The following is a 23,439-nucleotide window of genomic DNA, read 5'->3' on the forward strand; positions in this document are numbered from 1 at the left end:
GTAGTAAAAGAATCAGCGATAATGAGTGAGATATTCCAGCAAACCTTGCAGATCCTGGCTGATAGAACGTACAGTAGATTGCAGCTCATTGAGCATAGCCGCGCGGGTATGCAGGTTATCGGCTTTATAGATACCACCTGTCCCGAAGTACAGCTGTTCATCTGCATGACTCAGTTTTTTCCCCAGGTCAAATTCCAGCCAGCGTTTCCGGATACTCTGTATAAGCGAAAGCTGCCCGCTGTTGCTGAAATGTTTTTCATTGAGTACGTACCAGATAAAAGGAGGATACAAGGAAGAACTGTCGGGCGCATACCATATATCGGACAGGAGATTACGCGGGTGTTGCAGGCTTATTTTCTTACGTGCGGCATTGATGGTCATAGCACCCAGGCCGGCAGACAGCAATCCGCCACCGATGGCCACCGCATTTTGCGGACCATTTTCCTTGATGGCAACAGTCGCAATAGTCGTGATGGCCCCCACAATAATCGAAGCCACCGTAAGCTTTGTATTCCTTTTGTTATTGTAATCGTCAAGAAACCGGGCCAGCTGATCCGCCCGCTCACCCTCACAGTCCAGTTCAGCAGCTATACCATCCATCTCCACAGAAGCAGTAAGGATACGATGTTGTATAGCCGACCCGATCTCCATCCTGCGGAGACGCCCTTCTACCGAAGAATCCTGCGCGATGCCACGAAGACTGCGTACCAGCAGAAGCACTCCCGCAGCATTGGCCATCGCCAATTCGCGTACAGGCATATCTGTATTTGCAGCCAGCAGCGAATCGGTATTCCTCAGCGGTATACTACCCGGATCGTAATTGTACCGGGTTGCCGGAGCGCAATAGTTACCGCTGATATTCGCCTCATTGGCGCCGATCAGCCGACTACTTTTACAGCTTGCCAGGGTAAATGCAAGCGCGATCAGATAAACCAACGGGGCTGTCGAAAAATTCACATGCTTCATAATAAGGTGATAACCCGATAAAGATATGACAGAAATATTTTTCTGTTGATCTACCATCTAAATAACTGATTATCAAAATAATGAATTTCAAGATAGATACCTTGTAGATACAGAAAATGTTTACTTGTAGATAATTAGTAGATGTCCTTAAATGCCATAATACGAGGATCGCGGCTATCTTTGGGGTATTGCTCTGTATAAAATGTTAAGGGGCCTTGGCTGGAACTATTATCTTTGCCGCCTTTAACCCTTTAGAACATTTAGTTCGAGAAAAAAATCCAGTCAGCCAGTTATGATTATTATTTACCAGATCCGGACCTTAGACCACAAAACCGAACATTGCCCGGATGTTACTTGTCCCCTTTGTAAAGAAAAAGGAGGTATCCACATTCATGTAAGCCAGCGTTATATATGGTGGTTTGGCCCTATGGTGCCCTCCGCCAAAATAGGCGAGGCATGGTGCGACCGTTGTGACAAGAGGATCCCCAATCTAAAGTGGAACAAAGAATTATCCCAACGTTTCAAAGCCATCAAAAGCAGCATCAAAACACCACTCCGGCTCTGGAGAGGTCTGATTGTGATTGCGTCTCTTTTTGTGGTAGGATATATAGCAGGTGTTATTCTTACCGCTAAAAGAACTGCCAGTAAGCAGGCGTTCGAAGAACGAATGACAAAGTATGTCACATCCCCGCAACCCGGAGATATAATATATGGCAATACCGGCGGTACACTGATTAGAACTGCCAGCTATGCCACCACCACCAACCAGGTATATGCATTGTTCAAAGTAGTGAAAGTGGATGGCGACAGCATTTTTGTAGTACAGGGAAATGCCAGCCGGATTGGTACAGCCGAAAAGCCCGTATTTGATTTTAAAGACGGATTCTGGGAAGACCTGGAAAAAGAAACCACCGGTTATGGCACTCAACCCATTATCATATCCCGCAATAGTATGATAACATACAGGTACTTCTTTGAACTGCCCAGAACAGAGAACTCTTCACCCGGAAAAATATCAGACATCAAACGTCCGGAAAAATAATTATCGCTTATCATTTCCAAACTGCACAACATGGAACAGGAAAAACAACCTCAAAACAAAATAAAGTGGTCCAATCCGCATGCCGAAAGCGACTATGAGTATGTGAACAGTGGCTCCAAAAATATCTGGTCGCCTCTGATCATACTCGCGCTTTTCGGGTTAGGCAGTATTGCCTTTGCCTGGTTCAGATACAAGGAGATGCTAAACTGGATCGAGACAGGTGGCACTATCAGGATGAACAGCCTTGAAAAGCTCTGTTATGATATAGCCGGTATATGGCTGTTTCCTACACTGATGGCTGCCTTCGGAGTATTTATGATCTTCCTCGGCATCAGACAGTACCTGCACAGAAAAAGATTACGAGATCAATAAAATCACTGCTGCAACATGAGAAGCATCGAGATTACAGCGCCTGTCAGGCGTCTTCCGGTTGTCGTAAAGGGCTGCCCTCACTGTCAGGCCACCAACGGAACATTATACATAGACCATGTTATCAGTGCTACCGGAATATTAGGGTTGGAAATATTAAAGACCCACAGTACACGGGCACTGGTGTATTGCGACTCCTGCCACAAGTATGTAAAGAAGAAGTACTGGCCCACAGCATTGCTGACACAGGCACGTGCAGAGCAGGCCACCGTCGGTCTCACCTTCATACAACGCTATGGCGCATGGCTATTGATCATAGCCGTGATCGCAGGACTGGCTGTATACTTTAAGCTGAAATAAATTCTTCATATTCACCCCAACTGTTATGGACAGTAAAACAATTGTTCTTGAACGCATCCGGAAAAAGCTCTCCGGTACTAAAATGACCAACCGGTACTATGTGCCTGGCATGTTTCTGCTGGGCGTTCTTGTAGGCGGAGGATGCTATCTCCGTTATACACAGACCGGCATTCAGCCGCCTGGATGGGCTGTGGCTATCAGTTTTGCACTGGTGCTCATTGCAATAACATTACTGGCAACATCCTTTAAAACACGCAACGACAGCCGCCTGCTGGAACTTGTAGAAACGCCATCGAATGTAGTATGGATTTACCAACACATCCTGAGAATGAATGGCGTACCACAGGAAAGCATGATGGTGGGCGATAATACCGGCAAAATATACCAACTGCCGGTGAAACGAAAGAATGGCGAAGACCCGCTGATGGACGCCCTGGTAGAGGTATTTCCAGGTGCGGTACTTGGTTTCTCCTATGAACTGAAAAAGCTGTACAACAGGAACCCCGGACAGTTCAGGGAAGCGGTGAAGCAGATAAAATAACTTGCTGTATTGCTAATAGCTGATAGCTATTAGCAATACAATCCGGTTCCCGTAGTAAGCCACGGAAGCGTTGTTGCAAAATCTTGTTGAAGGAATTAACCCCGCTTGATCAGGCGAAGAAGCCAGATCAGGATCACGGCTCCGATAAAGGCGACAATCAATGCACCGAGTTTTCCATCACCCCAATGCAGGCCAAGCACGCCAAAGAGCCAGCCTCCCAGCCAACCGCCAACAATACCCACGATGATATCTATGATCACACCAAATCCTTCACCTCGCATTACTTTACCGGCAAGCCAACCGGCAATACCGCCGATGATGATAGTCCATAACCATGACATAAGAGAACTATTTTAGTGCGATCCTGAAAATACAACTTTTACAAAAGACCGCCAATTTTCTTTGTCCGTCTCTGATCCGGCATGATCATAATCGTATAGCCGGCAGCGTTACACATACCGGAGCCACCACTGATGATGCAGCTTCTTGTAATTACTGAACCAGCGGCAGGGAAAGTATAATACAAATACTACCCCTAACCATATCGCGTATACGACGGGCAGGCCATATCCAAAAACAGCCGGGCGGAAAAAGAACAGAGAGTTGGCGTCTATAATCTGGTTGTTATGATGTCCGGTAGCATAGAACACCATCACCAGCAAAATATGTAACAGGTAAAAATGCAGCACATAATAGAAGAACGGCACACTACCATATACGGATGCAACGTCCGCCCACCGGGATTTAACACGCTCCAGCCAGGAAAGCAATACCAATGAAGGCCCCAGCGTGATACAACAATACTGCAACGATGGCGGATACTTACTTACATTGAAAAAGGAGAAAGCTGTACGTATGGGCGTATACAGATGCTGCCAGGGAGACGGATCTCCGTAAATATTGATAAAGCGCAGCACAAAGAACAGCACGATCAGCGATAAACCCGCATATAGCAACACCTTTCGTCGCTTCTCCGGCGGATAGGCAGCCGTAAATAATTTACCCATGCTGTAGCCCATAAACATCACACCCGTCCACGGCAGTATAGCATACAAGTCCAGCAGCATAAGACGTGGCGTTACCGGAATAACAGTAGCCATTGCCGTAAACAGCATCTTCCAGGCAACATTGGCAACGCCGCTTTCAGGCAATGCTATATGATCCAGGATATTATGCCCAAAGAAAAGCACAACACCAACGATCAATACCGCCTTATGCGACCATCTGCTGACGATGCCCAGTAACACCATACTCCAGCCGATCACCCAGATTACCTGTAGAATGATCACACTGTAGAAAGGATTGAAAGTAATGCCCAGGGTAATGATCACCACTTCGACTATTACCAGCCATATGCCCCGCTTTACCAGGAGGTTACCGGCTTCGGATGGCGTTCGCTTCTGCGAGGCCAGGTAGGCCGATAATCCCGATAAAAGAACGAATACCGGGGCGCAGAAATGTGTAATCCAACGTGTGAGCGTCAATGCCACCGTTGTGGTGTAGGGATTGAGGGGGTCAGCTGTCATAGCGGTTTCGTGAAAGAAATCACGTGTATGGTCCAACGCCATTATAATCATAACCAAACCACGTAAAATATCGACAGACTTAACCCTGTAAGGCATGGAGGAATTCATGGTTGACACTTGTATGAAAGAAGCGTTTATTTGATCACTATAAAGTTATGACTTCTTAACAAGAAAAACTTACAATAGTCGCAACACCCCCCTGATATTGTCGCATAACCAACCCGGGTAAACAGCCCCCCTCATATAATTTTACATCATCCACCTAAACAAACAACAAAACATCATCTATATGAAAAAGACAAACACCTTCTACTGGATCTTAACCATTCTGCTTGCAGTAGGTATGACGTTCTCCGCTATCCCGAACGTTATGTCATCTCCGGAAGCCGTCGCCGTTTTCAAACAGCTGGGATATCCCCAATACCTGTTGCCTTTCCTTGGTGTCGCTAAACTGCTGGGCGTGGTAGCCATACTGGTGCCGGGCTTCCCCAGGATACGCGAATGGGCTTATGCCGGTTTCTTCTTTGATCTCACCGGCGCCTTCTATTCCGGCCTGATGACCTCCGGGCCGGATGTTGCACTCCTCTGCACTTTCATCCTCGCCTATGCACTGCTTTTTGGCTCCTACTTTCTGTATCATAAAAGAGGGAAAGCACAGGCATGATCTCGTGTTGCGCAAGATGTGAAATGAGTTATATTTATGCCGGATACACCTACACCGTCACATGCAACAACTGCCATATGATCCTGCACTGAATGATTTTTTCGATGCTGTAAAAGCATTCATCACACTGTCTGAAGACAGCAAACTTGCCTTTGCCGGCATCCTCGAACGGACAGAACTGCCGAAAGGTGAAGTACTGGTCAGGCCAGACACCACCTGCAACTATTTATACTACATCGAAAAAGGGCTCTCGAGAACCTATTACATCAAAGACGGGAAAGACATCACTGACTGGATCAGCACAGAGAAAACCATTGCCACTTCAATCGTCAGCTTTATTACGCGACGACCTGATATACGCACCATCGAACTACTGGAAAATGCCGTGCTATGGCGCATCGGATACGATGATCTGCAACGGCTGTATGATGAAAGTCATGAGATCGAGCGCTTTGGCAGACTACTCCTCAGCACCGGCATTGTACAGATGCAGCAACGTTTCGATGACCTCCACTTCGCCACAGCAAAGGAGCGTTATGCTAAACTGATGAACATCAATCCCACCATCATCCAGCGCGTACCGCTGGGAATGATTGCATCCTATCTGGGCATTACACAGGAAACGCTGAGCAGAATAAGGGCCAGTCATACTTTTTGACAATTGTCAAAGGAACTGAATGGACACGGTTGCAACTTTGTTCTACAAAAACAAAGTATTATGAACACGCTTCTCTGGACATTACAAGCCTTCCTTGCCGCCACATTCCTCTATTCCGGCATCATGAAATCTACCCAGCAGCGGGAAAAACTGATGAGTGTAGGACAAACAGGTGTAGCCAACTTAACATATCCTGAAATCAGGCTCATTGGTATTACAGAGATACTGGGTGCCGTCGGCATCATTGTTCCCTGGGCTATCCGGGTACTGCCGGTACTCACCCCGGTGGCCTCTCTCTGCTTTGCTATCATTATGATATTTGCCGTAAGAATACATTACCGCAGGAAAGAGTTCGCATCTGTAACTTTTAATATTGTGCTGTTCTGTATGGGCGTATTTGTCGCGTATATGAGGTTTGCAGCACTCAGCCTTTAGCTGTTATAGCTGACAGCTATTTTAATCTATATAATCCTTTACCGCCTTTCCGGTTTCGGTATGTTTTTCCGGATGGAAATAATCGAAATAGTATAATCCGTTTTGCTGGTATAATTTTAAGTGAGATGATAAACGGGAAGTGAACTGGTTGAAATCCCCGCTGCCAGCCGGTATCCAGGCAGTTTCAGCGAGAGCCGCCAGGCGTGGGAACAACATGAAATCCAGCCGCTGGCTATTAGAAATAGTTTCTGTCCACATACATGCCTGCACACCCAATATCCTGTCGCTGTGCTCTTTTATGCCCGGTAATTGTGTGGCGGAAAAATTGTACACAGTCCTCAACTCATTCATTTCTCCGTCTTTCCATCTTCTGCCGATCTTGTGCGTACTGTCCTGTACGAAGTCAAAATAAAAAGGCAGGCGCGGACATAACACCACCGCATAACCTTTATGCAGCGCCATTTGCAGATTCTCCGGTTTTTCCTGTCGCCACCAGCATACAATAGTTTTGTCCGGCGGCAATGTAGCCGTGGCAATCTCGTCCCAGGCCATCACTTTACTGTTCATAGCCAGTACAGAATCAGCCATCCGCTGAATAAAATAATCTTCTACCTCTTTGCGGTTGTTCAGGTGTTGATCACGCATCAGCCGGACAATGCCACTGTCGGTATCCCAACCTTTGTTACCAAAGGTCACTTCGTCGCCACCGAGATGTATGAGGCCGGACGGAAACAAGGAGCGGGTTTCTCTCAGGATATTGGTAAGATAGCTGTAAGTGCCTTCCCTGCCGGGGTTGAAAGTAAAGGAAGGGTACTTCGGCGTACCACCGCCATCAAATTCAGGGTAAGCCCTGTTGGCAGCTCCGGCATGTCCGGGCATATCAATCTCAGGGATAATGGTAATACCACGTTGCCGTGCATAAGCAACCATCTCTTTTATATCTTCCTGTGAATACCAGGTGGCGGGCGCTTTGGAATCATGGTAGTTGCCAATACCTCCTACAGTGGTAAGCAACGGATATTGCTTTATTTCTAAACGCCATCCCGGCATATCTGTAAGGTGCCAGTGGAAGCGGTTCAGCTTATAGAAAGCCATCCAGTCAAGCAGCGACCTCACTTTCTCTTTACCAAAGAAGAAACGGGATTCATCCAGCATCAACCCACGCCATGCGTAACGCGGTTCATCTTTGATATTCCAGCAGTCGAGCACCAATGCATTATCATTTTTCTTCGCTGCTCCCGCAAGCTGTAACAACGTAACGGCGCCATAGAAGGCGCCATCCGGAGATGATGCGCTGATAGTAATTCCGGTGCTACTCATCGAAAGCGTATATCCTTCCGGGTTAGTAAGTGCTTTATTGGATTGAAGTGTAATCGTAAAGACTTTGCCCCTCATACCAACAGCAGTATTGATATTAAAGCGTTTTTGCAGCTCCTGTTGCAGCCAGATAGCCTGCGACTGGAAAATCGCGTCTCTGGCGATAATAAGCGTGCGCCCATTGAGCGTGCATGTTTCTTTCTTATTCAAAGCCTGCTGCGGCAGAGGGATCACCGGGCAAATGCGCTGGGCAAAGCCCTGGAGACCGGCAATCAGCAACAGCAGGCCAAGATGGAATGCTTTCATAAACGGATGTTGTTAGCTGTCATTGTCACTGTGATGACCGACAAAGTACTCAAATCCGTTATCTATTTCTACTGAATTTTTTTGAAGACCACAATGCCGTTATGTCCACCAAAACCAAACGTATTGCTGATAGCTACATCCACTTTTTTCTCCAGCGTTTTGTGTAGCAGCAGCTGTATTCCTGCGGGAATGGCAGGGTCCAGCTCATTTGTATTGATAGTGGGTGGCACCAGGCCGGTTTCGATACTCTTGATACATGCAATCGCCTCAATAGCACCGGCAGCACCCAGCAGGTGACCTGTCATCGACTTGGTAGCACTGATATGCAGATGTGAGGACGCATCACCGAAAAGCCGCGTGATGGCAGTGATCTCACTAAGATCACCCACCGGTGTGGAAGTGGCGTGTGCATTGAGATAATCCACCTCGTTGACATTGACCTGCGCATCCTGCAATGCGAGCTTCATAGCCTGATAAGCACCAAGTCCTTCCGGATGTGTGGCTGTCATATGATAGGCATCTGCGGTCATCGCTGCGCCAGCCAGTTCTGCATATATCTTAGCCCCTCTTGCTTTTGCATGTTCATACTCTTCCAGTATCAGAGCGCCGGCGCCCTCTCCCATCACGAAGCCGTCACGGGAAACATCAAACGGGCGCGAGGCTGCAGCGGGGTTATCATTTCTTACAGACATCGCTTTCATTGCACAGAAACCGCCCACAGACGCAGGTGTGATAGGCGCTTCAGATCCGCCGCTGATCATCACTTTAGCTTTGCCAAGACGGATGTAGGTCAATGCATCCATGAACGCGGTATTGGAGGTTGCGCAGGCAGACACCGTAGTATAGTTGATGCCCATCAGTCCATACTTCATCGAGATCATGCCGGAAGCCATGTTGGTAATAAGCTTGGGAACGAAGTAAGGACTGAATCTCGGATTATAATCGCCGGTTACGTATTCCGTTACCTGTTCTTCAAATGTCTGCATCCCCCCCTGTCCGGAGCCCCAGATCACACCGCTATCAAAGGGGTCCATTTTACTGAAGTCGATGCCGGAATCAGCAACTGCTTCAGCTGCTGCGGTAAGTCCGTATTGTGTGAAGGGATCTGTTTTGCGGATATCTGCTTTATCGAGCGTATCGGCGGGATTGTATCCTTTCAGTTCGCAGGCAAACCTGGTTCTGAAGCGTTCCGCATTGAAGCGTGTGATGGGGGCAGCGCCGCTGACGCCAGCCACCAGGCTGTTCCAGAATGATGTTACATTATTGCCCAGCGGTGTAACTGCTCCTAGTCCGGTGATAACAACTCTTTTCATAATTGTAGCGTTTAGGTTTTAGCTTTTATGAGTGAAATAGTTTCCTGCTTTCTGCTATCAACGCATCCAATATTTCGTATGACGATGACAGCGGGAAAGCTAAAACCTATTTTTTAAGATCTTTCATCAGCTGCGTGGAGATGCTGTTGAACACCTGCGGCCCCAATACTCTTGACATCAGCAAGGACGACTGCAGGTTGGTCATGATCATCAATGCGCGGTCGCTGGCCTCGCCTTTAAAATGGAGACGTTTGTTATGTCTGCCTTGTTCCAGGCAGCCGGTGAGCCAGGCGAGTATGCGTTTCCCCAGCTCCTGCACTTTTACACGCATTTCGGGAGAAAGCGTTTCAAAGTCGGATGCCAGTGAGCCCATAAGACAGATGTTCTTATCCTGGCAATGCTTCCGGAAAACGCCGATGAGTTTTTCCAGTTGTTCATCTTCAGGCAACGACTGCCACCGCTTCGTCTGACCGGCGAACTTAGTCAGCTCATGGTCTATCACTTCCACGCCAAGGTCTGCTTTGGCAGGGAAATGGTAATGGATGGCAGCGTTCTTCAGTGACAACGGATCGGAAATATCCTTATAGCTGAAGCCATTAAACCCTTTTACGCGCAGGAGATGATCAGCCAGCTCCACGATTTTATCTTTTGTTTCGGACATTCTTCAAGTGTTGACAGACAGCAAAATACTTACCTACTAGTAAGTATGCAAATATAGACATTAAACTGTTTCTCAAAAAAATTTGGAGAATATAAAACTCTGCTTATCTTTGCACCCCCTGACACAATATCAGTTGCCCAGATGGCGAAATTGGTAGACGCACTGTGTTCAGGTCGCAGCGCCTGCAAGGGTGTGCTGGTTCGAATCCAGTTCTGGGCACTAAAGTGGACAAATCGAGATTTACTTCGGTTTGTCCATTTTTATTTTCGGTAAAACCCGTGTCCAGCATATATATTAGCTTAACGGCTTCGTTAAGTCGAGCGGTTCGGTAATTGATTCCGTCAAAAACGAGTTTTTCAGGGAAAATCGAACCAACAACCTAGCGCTTCATATCTTCTCTACTGTTATTTTTTAAATGCCATAGCATGTAAAAAGATCTCACCAAAAATGAGGTAATATACAGAGAGCCGGTAGTTTTAGTAAACCTAAAACATAGCTGGCAACGCATTTCTTTTCACCAGCAGAGTGCAATTTCTTTAAGGAGAAGCTGAGTTAATAATGCCTTATTAAGTACTGAAAGTTCATTTTATCATAATCATGATACATTTCGCGCCAGCAACAAAATAATAATTCTGTAAATTAGTCTACAGTTTCACGAAGGATATCAAGATGTCCTGCTGCCTATTTTCCCATACTACCTGTTTTATCTCAAAATTTTTTAGAGATGCGCTGCAGCCAAGAAGATTTTCAAAGAGCTATCAGGATTGCGAATGCTATACAGGACTATTTCCGTATTAATTATAACTATATGGAGGTGCGAAGCACTGATTTATATGATTACCTGGCAAAACGAAACCTTGTAGAGCAAGACCGCCATCGGGGACTACATTTCCGCTCATTTCTGCGGAAACTGAAGGATGATGCTCTGCTGGGCCTAATACCCCAATGTCAGTTTACTGCATCAACAACCGGCGGTGGCGAGTGGCGTTTTATACGTATGTCCGATGAAAAACTAGCTGAAATAAGAAACAAGCATAAGGAGAAAACAGCAGAAACAACACATACTCCCAAGTTGCCTGAAGCAGAAATTGACAGGCTGATTACACTCGCACGCAAAGCTGTTGACAACCTTCCTAAAAGAGATACATCAGGTCTTACCCAGCAACAACTGGAGTTAAGAAAAAACTACCCACGGGCCTATGAAGAATGGTTGCCCCGGGAGATTGAAATAATGTCCAGAGCATTTCTCAAATTCGAAAGAGTAGATAAGGTTGCCGAGTTATTGCAACGGCAACCTCATATTGTCCGGGAAAAATTACAGGACCTGCAGTTCATAGCGAAAAGCTAAGCTAATATCCCACGACTAGTCATTTCAAATGCATAGAAGGCTTTTTTACCTATGTTGTGGCTGAAACCTGCCAGCACTTTTGATCGTGTTAAAATAACATTGAGCAGTAGCTTACCTTGCGAAACAAAGTTTATGCTGTCAGCAGAATGAATGTCGTTATTTGGTGTACTACCATTAAAAGTTTGCACGGTGAGACCGGCAAGAAGATTAACAGAAAGGATGGTATTACCGCTACCAATACCAATAATCAGCGAATCGCAACCGGTGGAACTCGCAGTGGGAAATATTAACGTCTGATAGACGGAGGTGCCTAACAGACCAACTGTAATATTGAAGGTGGAATAATCATTGAAACTGGTGCCATCAACAGGGTTGTTAGAATCACTGACGCCACAAAGAAGACATAACCCAGTTACGCCATTGGTTTGGGCATTGGCGTACACTTGTGCATATAGCTTTCCTGATATTAAAATTGATACTATCAGTATGATACATACCATGATTTGGGGAGGGTAGATTTTTCTCATTATTTTGAGGTTTATTATACTCTACAATAGAAACAATGCCAGTCGGTGGCTCTTATTGATAAAAAATAAAATGTTCACTGCTAACTAAAAATAGGCATTACTCCTGCGTCTATAATACACTCTCATTACTGAGCCCTCCTCTACAGCATTTCAGTAGTCGGCCATGTAGAAATGGTTTCTGGAAAGTACATTCCAGTGCACCAGAATAAGTTGTAAACCTTAGAATTGGAGACGTACTTTTTTATATACGAATAATATTTACAGCAGCTGTAAGCCAGATACTAAGACGAGGAAAGGCTACAAAATTGTAGCCTTTCCTCGTCTTACAATAATCAATAATCAATCACCATCCGTGAGGACACGCAACCGTACATGTCCCTGACTGGCAAGGATCAGGAGGCGCAGTTGGCGGACCAGCAGGACCAGTTCTGGAAAGGTATCCACCCTGAACCTGCTGTGCGCCGTTCGTGTTCAACTGGGCAACTCTGATCATCTTCAGGCCCAGTTTTTTTTCGGTCTTCTTTTTCATGGTTATATATTTAATTGGTGAAAAGAACTATAGTAGCAGGCATACGAAATCATTGTCGTGAATACCACAACAGCATGCCAGTATCAGAAAATATTATGAGATGGAATAATACGCCCGGTGACAGAATACACAGAAACAAGGCGACATAAGCGTTATCGGTTTCCTCGCATGGTCAGCATGTGATAATTTTATACTACAGGGTTCATATCAGATGCTAATACAAATATGAGGGTTTCAGGACGTTTACATTTGATATAAATTACCAGATTGTTCACAGATATTAGCTAGTTAGTATTAACATAAACGTCCCCATTCATCATAACAACGAACGGGGACGTCCAATAAAATACAGCTCCTTACTTCTTTCCATTCACAGGATTCTTCCGCGCTTCTCCACCGCCCGGCAGCGTTACATAGTAACTGGTTCCGTAACCATTACCTGGTCTGAAGAAATCCGTAGAGATCACCTGGGCGCCGCTTTCAAAAGCTGCGGTGGCTCTGGTGTGGTCATTGATCTTCGCTTCATATGTCTCAATGTCTGAACGGGAGCGTACGATATATCCCTTCTTCACCAGGTCCTGAATTTCCTGCTTACGCACAATGGCATTATCCAGCAGGATGAAGGCGCCGCAGCTATCTTCCGGAGAAGATTGCATGAACATCATCCGGCCTTCGAGGTTGGGTCTGTCGGTATTGTAAGGAGAGGTTTTGCTCATGCCTGCGGCAGATGGCAGCAACAGGAAGATGAACTTTCCTCTTGCGTCCGCCACCTTTGGCCAGTTGTTGGCTCGTACGGCATCTTTCAGTGTTGGATATTTTCCTCTCACATCATCGGGGGTGATCAGTTTTTCACGGCCGAGCACAGATACTACTTCCTGATCCAGCTCGTTGAAGGCTGTTTCTGTAAACGGCAGTACCGCTGCTGAATGTGGGAACAACGGTATGCCTGCGTCTTTCGCTTCCACCTGGATAAATATCGGGATATGCTGTGGATGCTTGTCTGACCAGTCTTTCAGCGCCGTCAATGCACCTTTCAATGTAGCGTAATGCGTTCTGAAATCGAAGTCGGCAATGTGCATCACTTTGAAACCGGGTTGGTCCAGACCTTTTTTCTCAAATGGAGCAAGTCCGGTGATACCTTTCTCCTGAAGCATGCGGTACGCAGCGGGATCGTTAAAGCGGTTACCGGTAGGATCGTAGTATACATCGATTTCCAGGCTTCTCAAACCCGCATCCAGCTGTACATCAAACGGTGGATGATTATACTTCAGCCCCTCACTCATTTTCATGCCGTTGGGATGGAATTCCTTAAATGCAGCGATCTTCTCAGCAGACATATGCTGCATATATCCCTGCATCATCTTCTCGATGATAGGGTCCGTGAATGCCAGCAAGGTGGAATCCACCGGGCGTGCATAGCTGTTATGGGTTCCCAGTACCTGGATCTCATTGATATGAAGTTGATCCAGGGATTTCTTCTTTGCTCCTTGTGCGAAGTTCTTTACCGGATGAAGGAGAGCGAGTGCTGCGAATCCTGCGATAAAATATCTTTTCATGTTGATGATGATTTTTAAGATTAGAAGATTTTTGCGCTGACGCCGATCTGTCCGCGGATAGAATACCATTCGGCTTGTTCAGCTCTGTTGTAGGTGCCGTGATAGTACCTCACCGGCTCATTGGTCAGGTTATTGATCTCCGCAAACAGGCGGATACCTTTGGCGATAGTATAGGAAGTAGAGAAGTCTATTGTGAAGTTCTGCGCATACCAGCGGTAATGATCAGGACCAGCGGCCTGGCGGATTACATCCAGGTATTTCCCTTTGTAGTTACCGGCCACACGGGCTGCAAATTTTCCATATTCATAAACTACAGCAGCATTGAAGATATGCTTCGCCTGTTTCGGGATCACACTCTCTTCATCAATTCGCTCATTATTCACAAAACGCGGGATCTTTACTTTAGAATTGGTGAAAGTGTAGTTTCCTTCAATACCAAATCCTTTCAACAAGCCGGGCAACGCGGTGAAACGCTTTGAGAAACCAGCTTCAAAACCAGCCAGCCAGGCATGTTGCAGGTTGTCCGGCTCTGTTATCGTGTATACGAGCCCGTTAATAGTTTCGCTGGACTGATTATTATATATGAGGTTGGATAGTTTCTTATAGAAGGCGCCAACACTCACCATCCCGATACCGCCGAAATAGTGTTCTGCCATCAGGTCGAAGTTGCTGGCGAAGGTGGGCTTCAGATCTGCCTTCCCTCTTGTTATTACCCGGTTCACGTCATCCTGTGTGGTGGCAGGGTTCAGCTGACTGAAGTCCGCACGGGCAAACGTACGGGTATATGCCAGTCGTACCACATCGTTATCAGTAATGTTATACTTCAGGTGCAACATGGGCAGAAAAGCGTTGTAGCTGTTGTCCTGCTCCAGGCTTTCAATTTTAGGGCTGCCGCTTCCGGTCGTCAACTTGTTCCCCCTGAAACGTACTTTATTGTATTCATTGCGGAAGCCGCCGATAAGTGTGAGCTTTTCAAACGGCTGATACTCTCCCATGGCATAGAGTGCGTACACATCCTCTGTACCGGTGTAATACTTGGTGGCGCCGGAAGCATTGGTAGCAGAATCCTGTACCACCGCCCGGAGTTTATATTGACTAATGAACGCAGGGTTACTGATCTGCTTTACCTGGTTCATACTGATCTGGTCAATGATCACATTATCATAAATAGATCCGGTCTCTGTCAGGAAGCCTCCGTTGTAAGGGAAACGCGATGTCTCCAGGGAGTTCACCGCAGGCCCGGGCTGGCCCATCAATCCGGCCATGTATACATCCATCGGGCCATTGTCCACAGATTTGTCCTTGAAAATCACCTTACCGCCGAATTTGAGCTTCAGTTTTTCCGTTGCGGCATACTTCAGGTTGAATGCTACACGCTTGTTCTTTTCCGCATTGCGGCTTCTCACTAAAGTAACCCTTGCCAGCCGCATCTGGTTGGCATCAAGAGGCGTCGCGGCAGAGAGGCGCGGTAGTATGGCATCTATCGCGTCTCCTGCTCCATCCGGTGCATCCATGCGGAGGTACTTCTTGCCATCGCGCGACAATCCATCATAAGCAACCGCCTGCTGAAAAGTAGCAATAGGATAACCGGCGCCTTTAAACCGGAAGGAGGATTCATCTGTGCTGATAGCCCAGTCCAGTCCCAGTCTGGAAGAGAGGGTAGATTGTCCGCCCAGCTCTATAGACTGCAGCTTTGTCAGGTAATCTACACCGCGTGTCTGTACCTGGGCATTCTTTGCATCAAAGTTGAAATATGTTTCGCGCACCTGCTGCCCATCTACATATTCACTATAAAAGCCGCTGGCAAATATTTTATGTTTAGGACTGATCACATATTCAAGGCCGCCATTCAATCCAATCGTTTTACGTCTTGCTATGTAGTCGCGCAGTTGCAGATCAGCAATAGAGAAAGATTGCGTTGGGTCCATACTGGCGAAGTTATAGTCCGCGTTATATCTGTCCTGCGCACTGTAGCGGTCCCAGATTACCGCGGAGACAATAAATCCCAGCTTGTTTTTCAGTAGTCTGTCGCCGTATATAAAGGAAGTATTGTAAGATCCCTTGCGCGCCTGGTCATTGTATCCGCCCGCCGCATTGATATTCAGTATCCTGGAGCGGGGTGCTTTCCTCGTAATGAAATTTACGGAACCACCTATCGCATCGCCTTCCATATCCGGTGTAATGGCTTTCGACAATTGAACATATTCAATCAGCTCAGAGGGAAAAATGTCCATTTGTACACGCCTGTCTGTATAATCTGCGCTGGCACTCGGCAGCCTGTTACCATTGAGCAAGGAGGCGCTCCATTGCATAGGTGTACCACGTACCGAAACATAACGGCCTTCGCCAAGGTCCCTTTCAATGGATACCCCCTGAATGCGTTGTACCGCCTCAGCGGCATTACGGTCCGGCAGTTTTCCAATAGCGTCGGCTGCCAATACTTCCATAATGCCCGGCGCATTCTTCTTGATACTGATGGCACGCAGCTGAGAACCGGCACTGGCGCCTTTCACCACCACTTCGCCCAGTGAACCTGACACGGCTTCCATTGTAATCGTGCCGAGGTCCTGGAGCCCATGCTTCATTTCTACATCCAGCTCCCGGGTAACATAGCCCACATAACGGATGATGATATGCGTTTTGCCAGTTTGGGTTAATGTAAGTGTAAATGTTCCTGCGAGATCCGTTTGCGTTCCCCTGCCGTCAGCCATAATGTTGGCGGATGGCAGCGGACCGTCTTTCGACACGACGACGCCCTTAATCTGTTGTGCAAACACACCAACCGGCAACAACAGCAAAATGAATAATATACATCTGTTCATGTATGGAATTTTCGGCAAAGCTGCAACCTGCACTGCTGCCGGTCGCCCTGCCGGGTAGAAACGCACTTAACAACAGTACGTCTATATCCATACATACCCGTCAATATTGATTATGAACAAGTTAGCGTGTGTTAACAAAATATTACGCATCCGTTAAAGGCAGGTTTCCCGGCCATAAATCAAGCAGATCTTTACCATCAACCTGCTGCTCCGGACCAGCTTTCATATAGGCGGATGGCGTACACCCCATCATTTTTTTGAAGTACTGGTTGAAGGAAGATTTGGAATGAAAACCAGCTTCAAAAGCCAGTGACAGAATATTGGGCACCACCGCTTTCTCTTTACAGCGGTTCATCGATTGAACGATATGCCATACCCGAAATTCATTGATGTACTGGTAAAATGATTTGCCAACAAACTGATTAAGCACTTCGGAGAGATGATTGCGGGATACCTTCATTGCCGCCGCCAGACTATCCAGGGTAAGCCCCGGATCTGTATAAAGCATATGCTTTTCCATCATCTCATGCATGGCCTCCGCAACAGCCTCCTGTTGCGCAAGAGGCACCTGCATCTTCTTTCCTCCTTCCGGCTCCGCATCCGGCATTGATTCCGTTGTCTGCACAACAAGTGTCATTTCCTCCGCAGGCACAGTTACCACCTTCGGGATGATGGGTACCGGGACGGTGGTAGTAGTATACTTCAACCCCAATATCTTGACCCGGATAATGGCCAGGCAAACAAATAATAATACCAGGTATACAAATATCCTGGACCAGTAATGCGTCACCCTATGTTCCAGCCCTCCCGGTGAAATAAGCCAGGTCACTATCAGCAACACCCCTGCCATGGAAACTACCAGGAAAGCCCAGGCAATGCTTTTTACCAACTGCTTTTCGATATCCCAGAACGACGTGATCCGCCGGGCCAGTATCAATGACCACCCCGCGTAAAATGGAATCGACAGCAACATCCAATAACTGGTAACCGCATTGTATAATCGGATAATATCCGGCGTTTTGCCCCCATGCGTAATGATGTAACCTCCAATCAGAAAATAAGCACCCGCTGCAATCACGCCCGGAACCAGGTGCACATAACGCAGATATGCGTTCCCCCGGCCCGTCAGCTCCAATACATACAGCCACAACAACGGACCATAGAACAGGCTGATAAATGTATTGTACTGCTTCTGTATCTCCGCATCAGGGAAGGCGGTATTGAGATAGAAGTTACCGCCAAGGTGCAGAAACACACAGGCCAGCAGCCAGCTAAGCGCATTACCTGTTTCCTCGTTCTTCCTGTTCCAGGCCGATAATAAAAATGCTACGATAGCCTGTACTGCTCCTACCAGAATGATATAATTCACAACTCACACGATTTTGATCTTATGTAAAAACTGAACCGGACACAAAACTATAAACGCCATATTAAGAAGATATTAAATCAGCATAAAAAACCGGGAAAGTCATCAAAAAAAAGAAAATTCCAACAAGTCGCTATTCCCGTTCTCCGTTATTTTCGCTATTTTAACTACCCCAATATCCTTTCCACAGAAATTGCACTCACCTCTAAACACATGTTATGCTTAATACCCTGAAAGAAAGCCTGTGGCAGCAGTTCGGCGCCAGCATTGATACACTTGGAAACGCAATCAGGCGCTACCCGGAAGACAACTGGAATACACACAGGAAATTCTTCTATATCGCTTACCATTGCCTCATATTCCTGGACTACTATCTCACTATTCCTAACAATCCGGACTTCACCTCCCCTCTCCCCTTCACAATTGCAGCAGAAGGCGCTGATAAGGGTGAAGCCCTGGACGACATAATTCCAGACCGGATATATACTAAACAGGACCTGCTGGAATACCTGGATACCAGCCGCGAAAAATGCCGCCAGGTAATAGCCGGACTCACAGCAGAAAAGATCAGTGAAAGATGGATAGAGACAGATGGCGATATGGACTATGCCGTGCTGGAGCTATTACTCTATAATATGAGACATGTACAACACCACGCTGCACAACTGAATATGATCCTGCGGCAGGTATTTAATGATGCCCCGAAATGGGTGTCCGGAGCAAAAGATAAACTGTAAAATTATTCCGGTATTGCATAAAACAGTTTATTTTTCTACATTCAGCTTATGAAATCTATATTATTACTTTCCGCAGCAACCCTGTTGTTATTTTCCTGCAAAGAACAGCCATCAGCGTCAACAAGCGCACCGGCAGCGCCATCAACCAATCAGCTCAAAGGCACATGGCGCCTGGTATCCGGAACAACCATTACCAAAGGTGTAAGCACCTTCACCGACTACACCAGGGAAACGAGGATGATCAAAATCATCAATGACACCCACTTCGCTTTCGTAAAGCATGATGTCAACAGCCCGAAAGACTCCTCCAATCATTTTGGCGCAGGAGGCGGCCGTTACACACTCAACGGTAACGAATACACAGAACATCTTGATTATTTCAGCGACAAAAACTGGGAAGGTCATGCCTTTACTTTCACAGTGAGCTTTGATAAGGATACCCTTATACAAAAAGGTATTGAGAAAGTAGAAAAAGAAAATGTCGACAGAGAGATCATTGAGAAATATGTAAAGGAGAAATAACCTTATTTCCCGGAAAATGTTCTTCCGATGATCTCATCCAGGATAGCGCCATTATTGAGTGTCCCCCAGGTAAGATTCCTCTCCGGGGATAACCTCGATTCGCAGAACTGATGTGCCACTCCGTGTGGCGCTGTCCGGATCATCTCTATAGCCTGAATCGCCAAAGCCATCTTTTCCACAATGATCCTGGCTTTCAGCTCATAGGCATCCGGTTCGGCAATCAGTTGCTGCAAGGCATCCAGCTGCTTGTCGAGATAAGTATCGAGACCGAGGCCCTTGCGGAAATAGTTCATCAGTGCCTCCATGCTGGCCGGCTCTTTATGCATTGCTCGCAATACATCCAGCGCCTGCACATTTCCAGATCCCTCCCATATGGCATTGACAGGCACATCACGATATAGCCTGGGCATCACGGATTCCTCCACATAACCGTTGCCGCCAATACATTCCAGCGCCTCTCCCATTACTAACACTGCCCGCTTGGTATTCCAGAACTTCGCAACCGCAGTAACGATGCGGGTGAAATGCATCGCCTCTTCATCAACAAGTGCTTCATCAAAACTCCTCGCCAGCCGCATAGCCAACGTAGTAGCAGCCTCAGATTCAAGACAAAGATCTGCCAGCACATTCTTCATCAATGGTTGTTGTGCCAGCTTCCGCCCAAATACACTCCGGTAGTGGCAATGATGAATCGCCTCCGCCAACGCACGCTGCATCGTTGCCGCAGAACCCACTGCACAGTCAAGCCGTGTATGCCGTACCATCTCCATGATATTCGCCACACCACGGCCTTCCTCGCCAATGATGCGGCCCCACGCCTCATGAAACTCAACCTCTCCGGAAGCGTTGGATTTATTACCCAGCTTATCTTTGAGCCGCTGGAAGTGCAGCTTGTTCTTCTCTCCGTCAGGCTTAAAGCGGGGCACCAGGAAACAACTTAATCCTCTTCCCGATTGTGCCAGCACCAGGAAGGCATCACTCATCGGCGCACTGCAAAACCACTTCCTGCCAGTAATCTTGTAAATGTCTTTTCCCGCAGGAACTGCATAGGTGATATTCGCGCGTACATCACTGCCGCCCTGCGGCTCCGTCATCGCCATACCGAATGTAACACCCTTCTTTTCCAGGTAAGGAATATGACGCGGATCATACGCTCCTGAAAGTACCAGTGGCAGCCACTCTCCGGCTATATCCGGATTTATTTTAAGAGAGGGCACCACCGCAAAAGTCATCGTAAGCGGACAACTGGTGCCTTCATCAATCTGCTGTTTGAGATAAGATAAAATACTGTGAGCCAGATAACCTCCCGGCACTGCCGAAGTCCATGCGATAGAGTGCACCTGGTGACGAATGGCTACGTCCATCATCTGATGATAGGCCGGATGAAATTCTACTACATCCAGGCGGTTGCCAAAGCGGTCATGCGTTTTGAGAACAGGCAGGTGCTTATTGGCCAGGTTACCCGCCTCCTGCATATCGTGACCGCCCATAATATCGCCAAAATCCATAGCAGGCGCATTTATCCAGCTATTGCCATAAACACGGATGATATTGCGGAGTACTTCATTTGTTTCAAATGAATTGTAATTTTCCAATGGAGGAACCTGGTTGTGCGATGTATGAAAATCAAAACCGGCGAGTTGCATAATACAGGTTTTTCTTCTCTCAATTTAACTTATTTATCGCACAGCTGAACAATTCATTTCACCATTGTTACCTCTCAAACACATCATTGTACCCACAATACCTCCGGCAAGCATACACGAAATTTACGGATGACCTTTTTCTTTGTACTTTTATCTTCGAATTAAAAACAACAGAACGCACTGCTTATGTCACACGAAGAAAAAGTGATTATCGACAACCTGTTTGAACTATGGAAATTTGTTGGCAGCCAGTCGGCAATTTTGACTACAGAAGATAATTTCAAAGCTGTAAACCCACCGGGCTCAGACTGGCCCAAAAGAATATTCGATATCAGCGGCACAATAGATACGATGCCTGCTATTATCCGCGAACGTAACCTACCGCTCAAACTCACCTTTACAGAATCAGAGAGCATCCGCTATGACGCCTCGCTAACTGCAAGTGGTTTCATTCAGCAACAGGCGCTGCAAGGAATGATCATTGATCTGCCGGGATTGAGCCCTGCTACCGCTCCGGAGATGATCACCTTCCGGTATGCGGAAAATAAAGCAGATGCGGAACTCTTTGCAACCATCGCCTCGCAATCGTTCGGATACAATGTGGGTGCAGATATTGTGGCGGGCATTATTGGCCACACCAACCAGGTGAAATTGTTAATCGGCTATTATGATAACGTACCTGCTGCCAGCGGATTGATACACTATGACCCATTGGGTTTTGCTGGTCTGCATATGATTGGTACCCTCCCTGAATTCAGGGGAAAAAGCCTCGCCACTGTAATGACCAACCGCCTGCTGAAAGAATGCATCGCTGATGGCAAAACACAATGCGTGTTGCACGCCTCCAAAGCAGGAGAACCCATTTACACCAAACTTGGCTTCAGACCCATAAAACAGGTAATCACCTACGCTTTGCAATAACCATTTCCTTAATAGAATCAACTGTCAGGTTTTTGCTTTTAGTTACGCTAATAGCTAAAACCTGACCACCGCCCCCTTCTCTCTCCTGCCACCATTTCGCATCGGATTGGCTTACTTTAGTAATCGCCCGGAATCAGCCGTTATCTCTCTTTATTCACATTTCTTAACCCAATCCCCGATTATGAGCAAATACATCATCTCCTGCCTGCTGTTGAGCATAACTATATTCTCCGCATGTAAGAAAGACCAAACCGGCACAACAGCTGATAACGCAGTAGCACCTGCAAACAAAGTGCAAACACAGGATCATAAGGACCAGGTACTGACCCCTATGGGCTGGGTGCATAAATCAAAAGTGCACCACATCGAAACTGGTGAATACATCAGCGGTGAAGGCAACAGGTTACGCAGGTACGATCGTACCGGCAAAGTACTGGAAGATTATGGTCCTGTAGAGCAAATAACCGACAACAACGCGAAAAAACCGGGTGGTGGCGTACTTCCACTGGGTTCCGGCTGGATCACTTACACCGGCTGGACCAATCCGACATCAACCAATCCGATTACTTATTTCAGCACCAGCTGGGTAGTGCCTCCCGCTCCGGCAACCGCTTCAGGACAGACCATCTTCCTTTTCAATGGTCTGCAAAACTCCGGTAACATTCTGCAACCAGTGTTGCAATGGGGTCCATCAGCAGCTGGCGGCGGCAACTACTGGACTATCGCTAACTGGTACGTAGGCGGCGCAACGGTATTCAGCAGCCTTATCCGCGTAAATCCCGGCACTAACCTGCAGGGCATCATGAGCCGTATCAGTGGCAATAACTCTACCTCCAGCTATACTTCCGTATTTACAGGTTATCCTTCCATTAACCTGACAGTGAACAACATCGCTAACCTTTATTGGGCGGCCGAATCACTGGAAGCATATAGCGTTTCTACCTGCTCCAACTATCCCAATACCGCTAAAACAAGAATGGGCGGTATCGAGATAAGACGCGGCGCAGCGCAAGCTCCGCTATCCTGGGGCGTATCCAATCCTGTTACCGACTGCGGACAACATTCTACTGTTGTTTCCAACGGTTCGCCTAACGGTATTGTAGATATTTATTACTGATAATTGACAATAACGGCTCCGGACAATGAAAACCTTGCAGGCACTAGCCTACAAGGTTTTCTTTTTATGCAGCAGGTATTATTCCCCAAACAACGCATTCACTTTACAGCGCTCCGTTCTATTTTTGAAACTAACTGCCAGGATCACTACTATGCCGCCATCTATCTAGGATTCTTACCTGGCAAACAGT

24 protein-coding genes and 1 tRNA gene are annotated in these 23,439 nt (G+C 46.9%); 13 read left to right on the plus strand and 12 right to left on the minus strand.

The window, feature by feature from the left end:
• Positions 1 to 12: 12 nt before the first annotated feature.
• The gene (locus VM802_RS23665) at positions 13 to 966 is read right to left on the minus strand and encodes a hypothetical protein (RefSeq protein ID WP_325535275.1); all 954 of its coding nucleotides are present in this window, start codon (positions 964 to 966) and stop codon (positions 13 to 15) included.
• A 292-nt stretch (positions 967 to 1,258) separates the two neighbouring features.
• On the opposite strand from VM802_RS23665, the gene VM802_RS23670 reads away from it, so the two are divergent.
• The 4 genes from VM802_RS23670 to VM802_RS23685 are packed head-to-tail and all read left to right on the plus strand — an operon-like array spanning position 1,259 to position 3,278.
• Positions 1,259 to 2,008 carry a hypothetical protein gene (locus VM802_RS23670; protein ID WP_325535277.1) on the plus strand — a complete coding sequence of 250 codons (750 nt, stop codon included), beginning with the start codon at positions 1,259 to 1,261 and terminating at the stop codon, positions 2,006 to 2,008.
• A gap of 30 nt (positions 2,009 to 2,038) precedes the next feature.
• Complete coding sequence (locus VM802_RS23675) at positions 2,039 to 2,380, plus strand: hypothetical protein (RefSeq protein ID WP_325535279.1); 342 nt, start codon at positions 2,039 to 2,041, stop codon at positions 2,378 to 2,380.
• Between the two features lie 15 nt (positions 2,381 to 2,395).
• Complete coding sequence (locus VM802_RS23680; RefSeq protein WP_325535281.1) at positions 2,396 to 2,737, plus strand: hypothetical protein; 342 nt, start codon at positions 2,396 to 2,398, stop codon at positions 2,735 to 2,737.
• A gap of 25 nt (positions 2,738 to 2,762) precedes the next feature.
• Positions 2,763 to 3,278: a hypothetical protein gene (locus VM802_RS23685; protein WP_325535283.1), complete on the plus strand. Its 516-nt coding sequence runs from the start codon at positions 2,763 to 2,765 to the stop codon at positions 3,276 to 3,278.
• 95 nt (positions 3,279 to 3,373) lie between these two features.
• Here VM802_RS23685 and VM802_RS23690 read toward each other — a convergent pair whose 3' ends face one another.
• Positions 3,374 to 3,619, minus strand: a complete 246-nt coding sequence (locus VM802_RS23690; RefSeq protein WP_325535285.1) for a GlsB/YeaQ/YmgE family stress response membrane protein — start codon at positions 3,617 to 3,619, stop codon at positions 3,374 to 3,376.
• 108 nt (positions 3,620 to 3,727) lie between these two features.
• Positions 3,728 to 4,912, minus strand: a complete 1,185-nt coding sequence (locus tag VM802_RS23695; RefSeq protein WP_325535287.1) for an acetyltransferase domain-containing protein — start codon at positions 4,910 to 4,912, stop codon at positions 3,728 to 3,730.
• 181 nt (positions 4,913 to 5,093) lie between these two features.
• Here VM802_RS23695 and VM802_RS23700 point away from each other — a divergent pair, with 181 nt between their 5' ends.
• The 3 genes from VM802_RS23700 to VM802_RS23710 all read left to right on the plus strand — a co-directional run bounded on the left by VM802_RS23700 (position 5,094) and on the right by VM802_RS23710 (position 6,561).
• On the plus strand, positions 5,094 to 5,468 hold the full coding sequence (locus VM802_RS23700; RefSeq protein ID WP_325535289.1) for a DoxX family protein: 375 nt from the start codon (positions 5,094 to 5,096) through the stop codon (positions 5,466 to 5,468).
• Positions 5,469 to 5,529: 61 nt separating this feature from the next.
• Positions 5,530 to 6,126, plus strand: a complete 597-nt coding sequence (locus VM802_RS23705) for a Crp/Fnr family transcriptional regulator (protein ID WP_325535291.1) — start codon at positions 5,530 to 5,532, stop codon at positions 6,124 to 6,126.
• Positions 6,127 to 6,186: 60 nt separating this feature from the next.
• On the plus strand, positions 6,187 to 6,561 hold the full coding sequence (locus VM802_RS23710; RefSeq protein ID WP_325535293.1) for a DoxX family protein: 375 nt from the start codon (positions 6,187 to 6,189) through the stop codon (positions 6,559 to 6,561).
• Positions 6,562 to 6,582: 21 nt separating this feature from the next.
• On the opposite strand, the gene VM802_RS23715 is transcribed toward VM802_RS23710, so the two are convergent.
• The 3 genes from VM802_RS23715 to VM802_RS23725 all read right to left on the minus strand — a co-directional run bounded on the left by VM802_RS23715 (position 6,583) and on the right by VM802_RS23725 (position 10,158).
• Complete coding sequence (locus VM802_RS23715) at positions 6,583 to 8,184, minus strand: beta-N-acetylhexosaminidase (protein ID WP_325535295.1); 1,602 nt, start codon at positions 8,182 to 8,184, stop codon at positions 6,583 to 6,585.
• A 68-nt stretch (positions 8,185 to 8,252) separates the two neighbouring features.
• The gene (gene fabF / locus VM802_RS23720) at positions 8,253 to 9,497 is read right to left on the minus strand and encodes a beta-ketoacyl-ACP synthase II (protein ID WP_325535297.1); all 1,245 of its coding nucleotides are present in this window, start codon (positions 9,495 to 9,497) and stop codon (positions 8,253 to 8,255) included.
• Positions 9,498 to 9,603: 106 nt separating this feature from the next.
• Positions 9,604 to 10,158 carry a TetR/AcrR family transcriptional regulator gene (locus tag VM802_RS23725; RefSeq protein ID WP_325535299.1) on the minus strand — a complete coding sequence of 185 codons (555 nt, stop codon included), beginning with the start codon at positions 10,156 to 10,158 and terminating at the stop codon, positions 9,604 to 9,606.
• A gap of 135 nt (positions 10,159 to 10,293) precedes the next feature.
• Here VM802_RS23725 and VM802_RS23730 point away from each other — a divergent pair.
• Together VM802_RS23730 and VM802_RS23735 are read left to right on the plus strand one after the other, a co-directional pair.
• A tRNA-Leu gene (locus VM802_RS23730) sits at positions 10,294 to 10,377 on the plus strand.
• 505 nt (positions 10,378 to 10,882) lie between these two features.
• Positions 10,883 to 11,506, plus strand: a complete 624-nt coding sequence (locus VM802_RS23735) for a hypothetical protein (protein WP_325535301.1) — start codon at positions 10,883 to 10,885, stop codon at positions 11,504 to 11,506.
• Here VM802_RS23735 and VM802_RS23740 read toward each other — a convergent pair.
• The 5 genes from VM802_RS23740 to VM802_RS23760 all read right to left on the minus strand — a co-directional run bounded on the left by VM802_RS23740 (position 11,503) and on the right by VM802_RS23760 (position 18,309).
• Positions 11,503 to 12,033: a hypothetical protein gene (locus VM802_RS23740; RefSeq protein WP_325535303.1), complete on the minus strand. Its 531-nt coding sequence runs from the start codon at positions 12,031 to 12,033 to the stop codon at positions 11,503 to 11,505. The genes VM802_RS23735 and VM802_RS23740 overlap by 4 nt on opposite strands.
• A 343-nt stretch (positions 12,034 to 12,376) precedes the next feature.
• Positions 12,377 to 12,562, minus strand: coding sequence for a hypothetical protein (locus VM802_RS23745; RefSeq protein WP_325535305.1), 186 nt, complete (start codon positions 12,560 to 12,562; stop codon positions 12,377 to 12,379).
• Positions 12,563 to 12,918: 356 nt separating this feature from the next.
• On the minus strand, positions 12,919 to 14,118 hold the full coding sequence (locus VM802_RS23750; RefSeq protein ID WP_325535307.1) for a Ca2+-dependent phosphoinositide-specific phospholipase C: 1,200 nt from the start codon (positions 14,116 to 14,118) through the stop codon (positions 12,919 to 12,921).
• A gap of 20 nt (positions 14,119 to 14,138) precedes the next feature.
• Positions 14,139 to 16,940 carry a TonB-dependent receptor gene (locus tag VM802_RS23755; protein WP_325535309.1) on the minus strand — a complete coding sequence of 934 codons (2,802 nt, stop codon included), beginning with the start codon at positions 16,938 to 16,940 and terminating at the stop codon, positions 14,139 to 14,141.
• A gap of 142 nt (positions 16,941 to 17,082) precedes the next feature.
• Positions 17,083 to 18,309, minus strand: a complete 1,227-nt coding sequence (locus VM802_RS23760) for a helix-turn-helix domain-containing protein (RefSeq protein WP_325535311.1) — start codon at positions 18,307 to 18,309, stop codon at positions 17,083 to 17,085.
• Between the two features lie 215 nt (positions 18,310 to 18,524).
• On the opposite strand from VM802_RS23760, the gene VM802_RS23765 reads away from it, so the two are divergent.
• Entirely contained in the window at positions 18,525 to 19,043 is a 519-nt protein-coding gene (locus VM802_RS23765) for a DinB family protein (protein ID WP_325535313.1), read from the plus strand.
• A 48-nt stretch (positions 19,044 to 19,091) separates the two neighbouring features.
• Positions 19,092 to 19,565 (plus strand): lipocalin-like domain-containing protein, encoded by a 474-nt coding sequence (locus VM802_RS23770; RefSeq protein WP_325535315.1) that lies wholly within the window; start codon positions 19,092 to 19,094, stop codon positions 19,563 to 19,565.
• A 2-nt stretch (positions 19,566 to 19,567) separates the two neighbouring features.
• On the opposite strand, the gene VM802_RS23775 is transcribed toward VM802_RS23770, so the two are convergent.
• Positions 19,568 to 21,211, minus strand: a complete 1,644-nt coding sequence (locus tag VM802_RS23775) for an acyl-CoA dehydrogenase family protein (protein ID WP_325535317.1) — start codon at positions 21,209 to 21,211, stop codon at positions 19,568 to 19,570.
• A 186-nt stretch (positions 21,212 to 21,397) separates the two neighbouring features.
• Between VM802_RS23775 and VM802_RS23780 the strand changes: the two genes are divergently transcribed.
• Both VM802_RS23780 and VM802_RS23785 read left to right on the plus strand, forming a co-directional pair.
• Positions 21,398 to 22,132: a GNAT family N-acetyltransferase gene (locus tag VM802_RS23780; protein ID WP_325535319.1), complete on the plus strand. Its 735-nt coding sequence runs from the start codon at positions 21,398 to 21,400 to the stop codon at positions 22,130 to 22,132.
• A 181-nt stretch (positions 22,133 to 22,313) separates the two neighbouring features.
• A complete protein-coding gene (locus tag VM802_RS23785) occupies positions 22,314 to 23,249 on the plus strand; it encodes a hypothetical protein (RefSeq protein ID WP_325535321.1) in 936 nt (311 codons plus the stop codon).
• The last annotated feature ends 190 nt before the right edge of the window (positions 23,250 to 23,439 follow it).

The sequence above is a fragment of the Chitinophaga sp. genome (assembly GCF_035538455.1).
Classification (GTDB): Bacteria; Bacteroidota; Bacteroidia; order Chitinophagales; family Chitinophagaceae; genus Chitinophaga.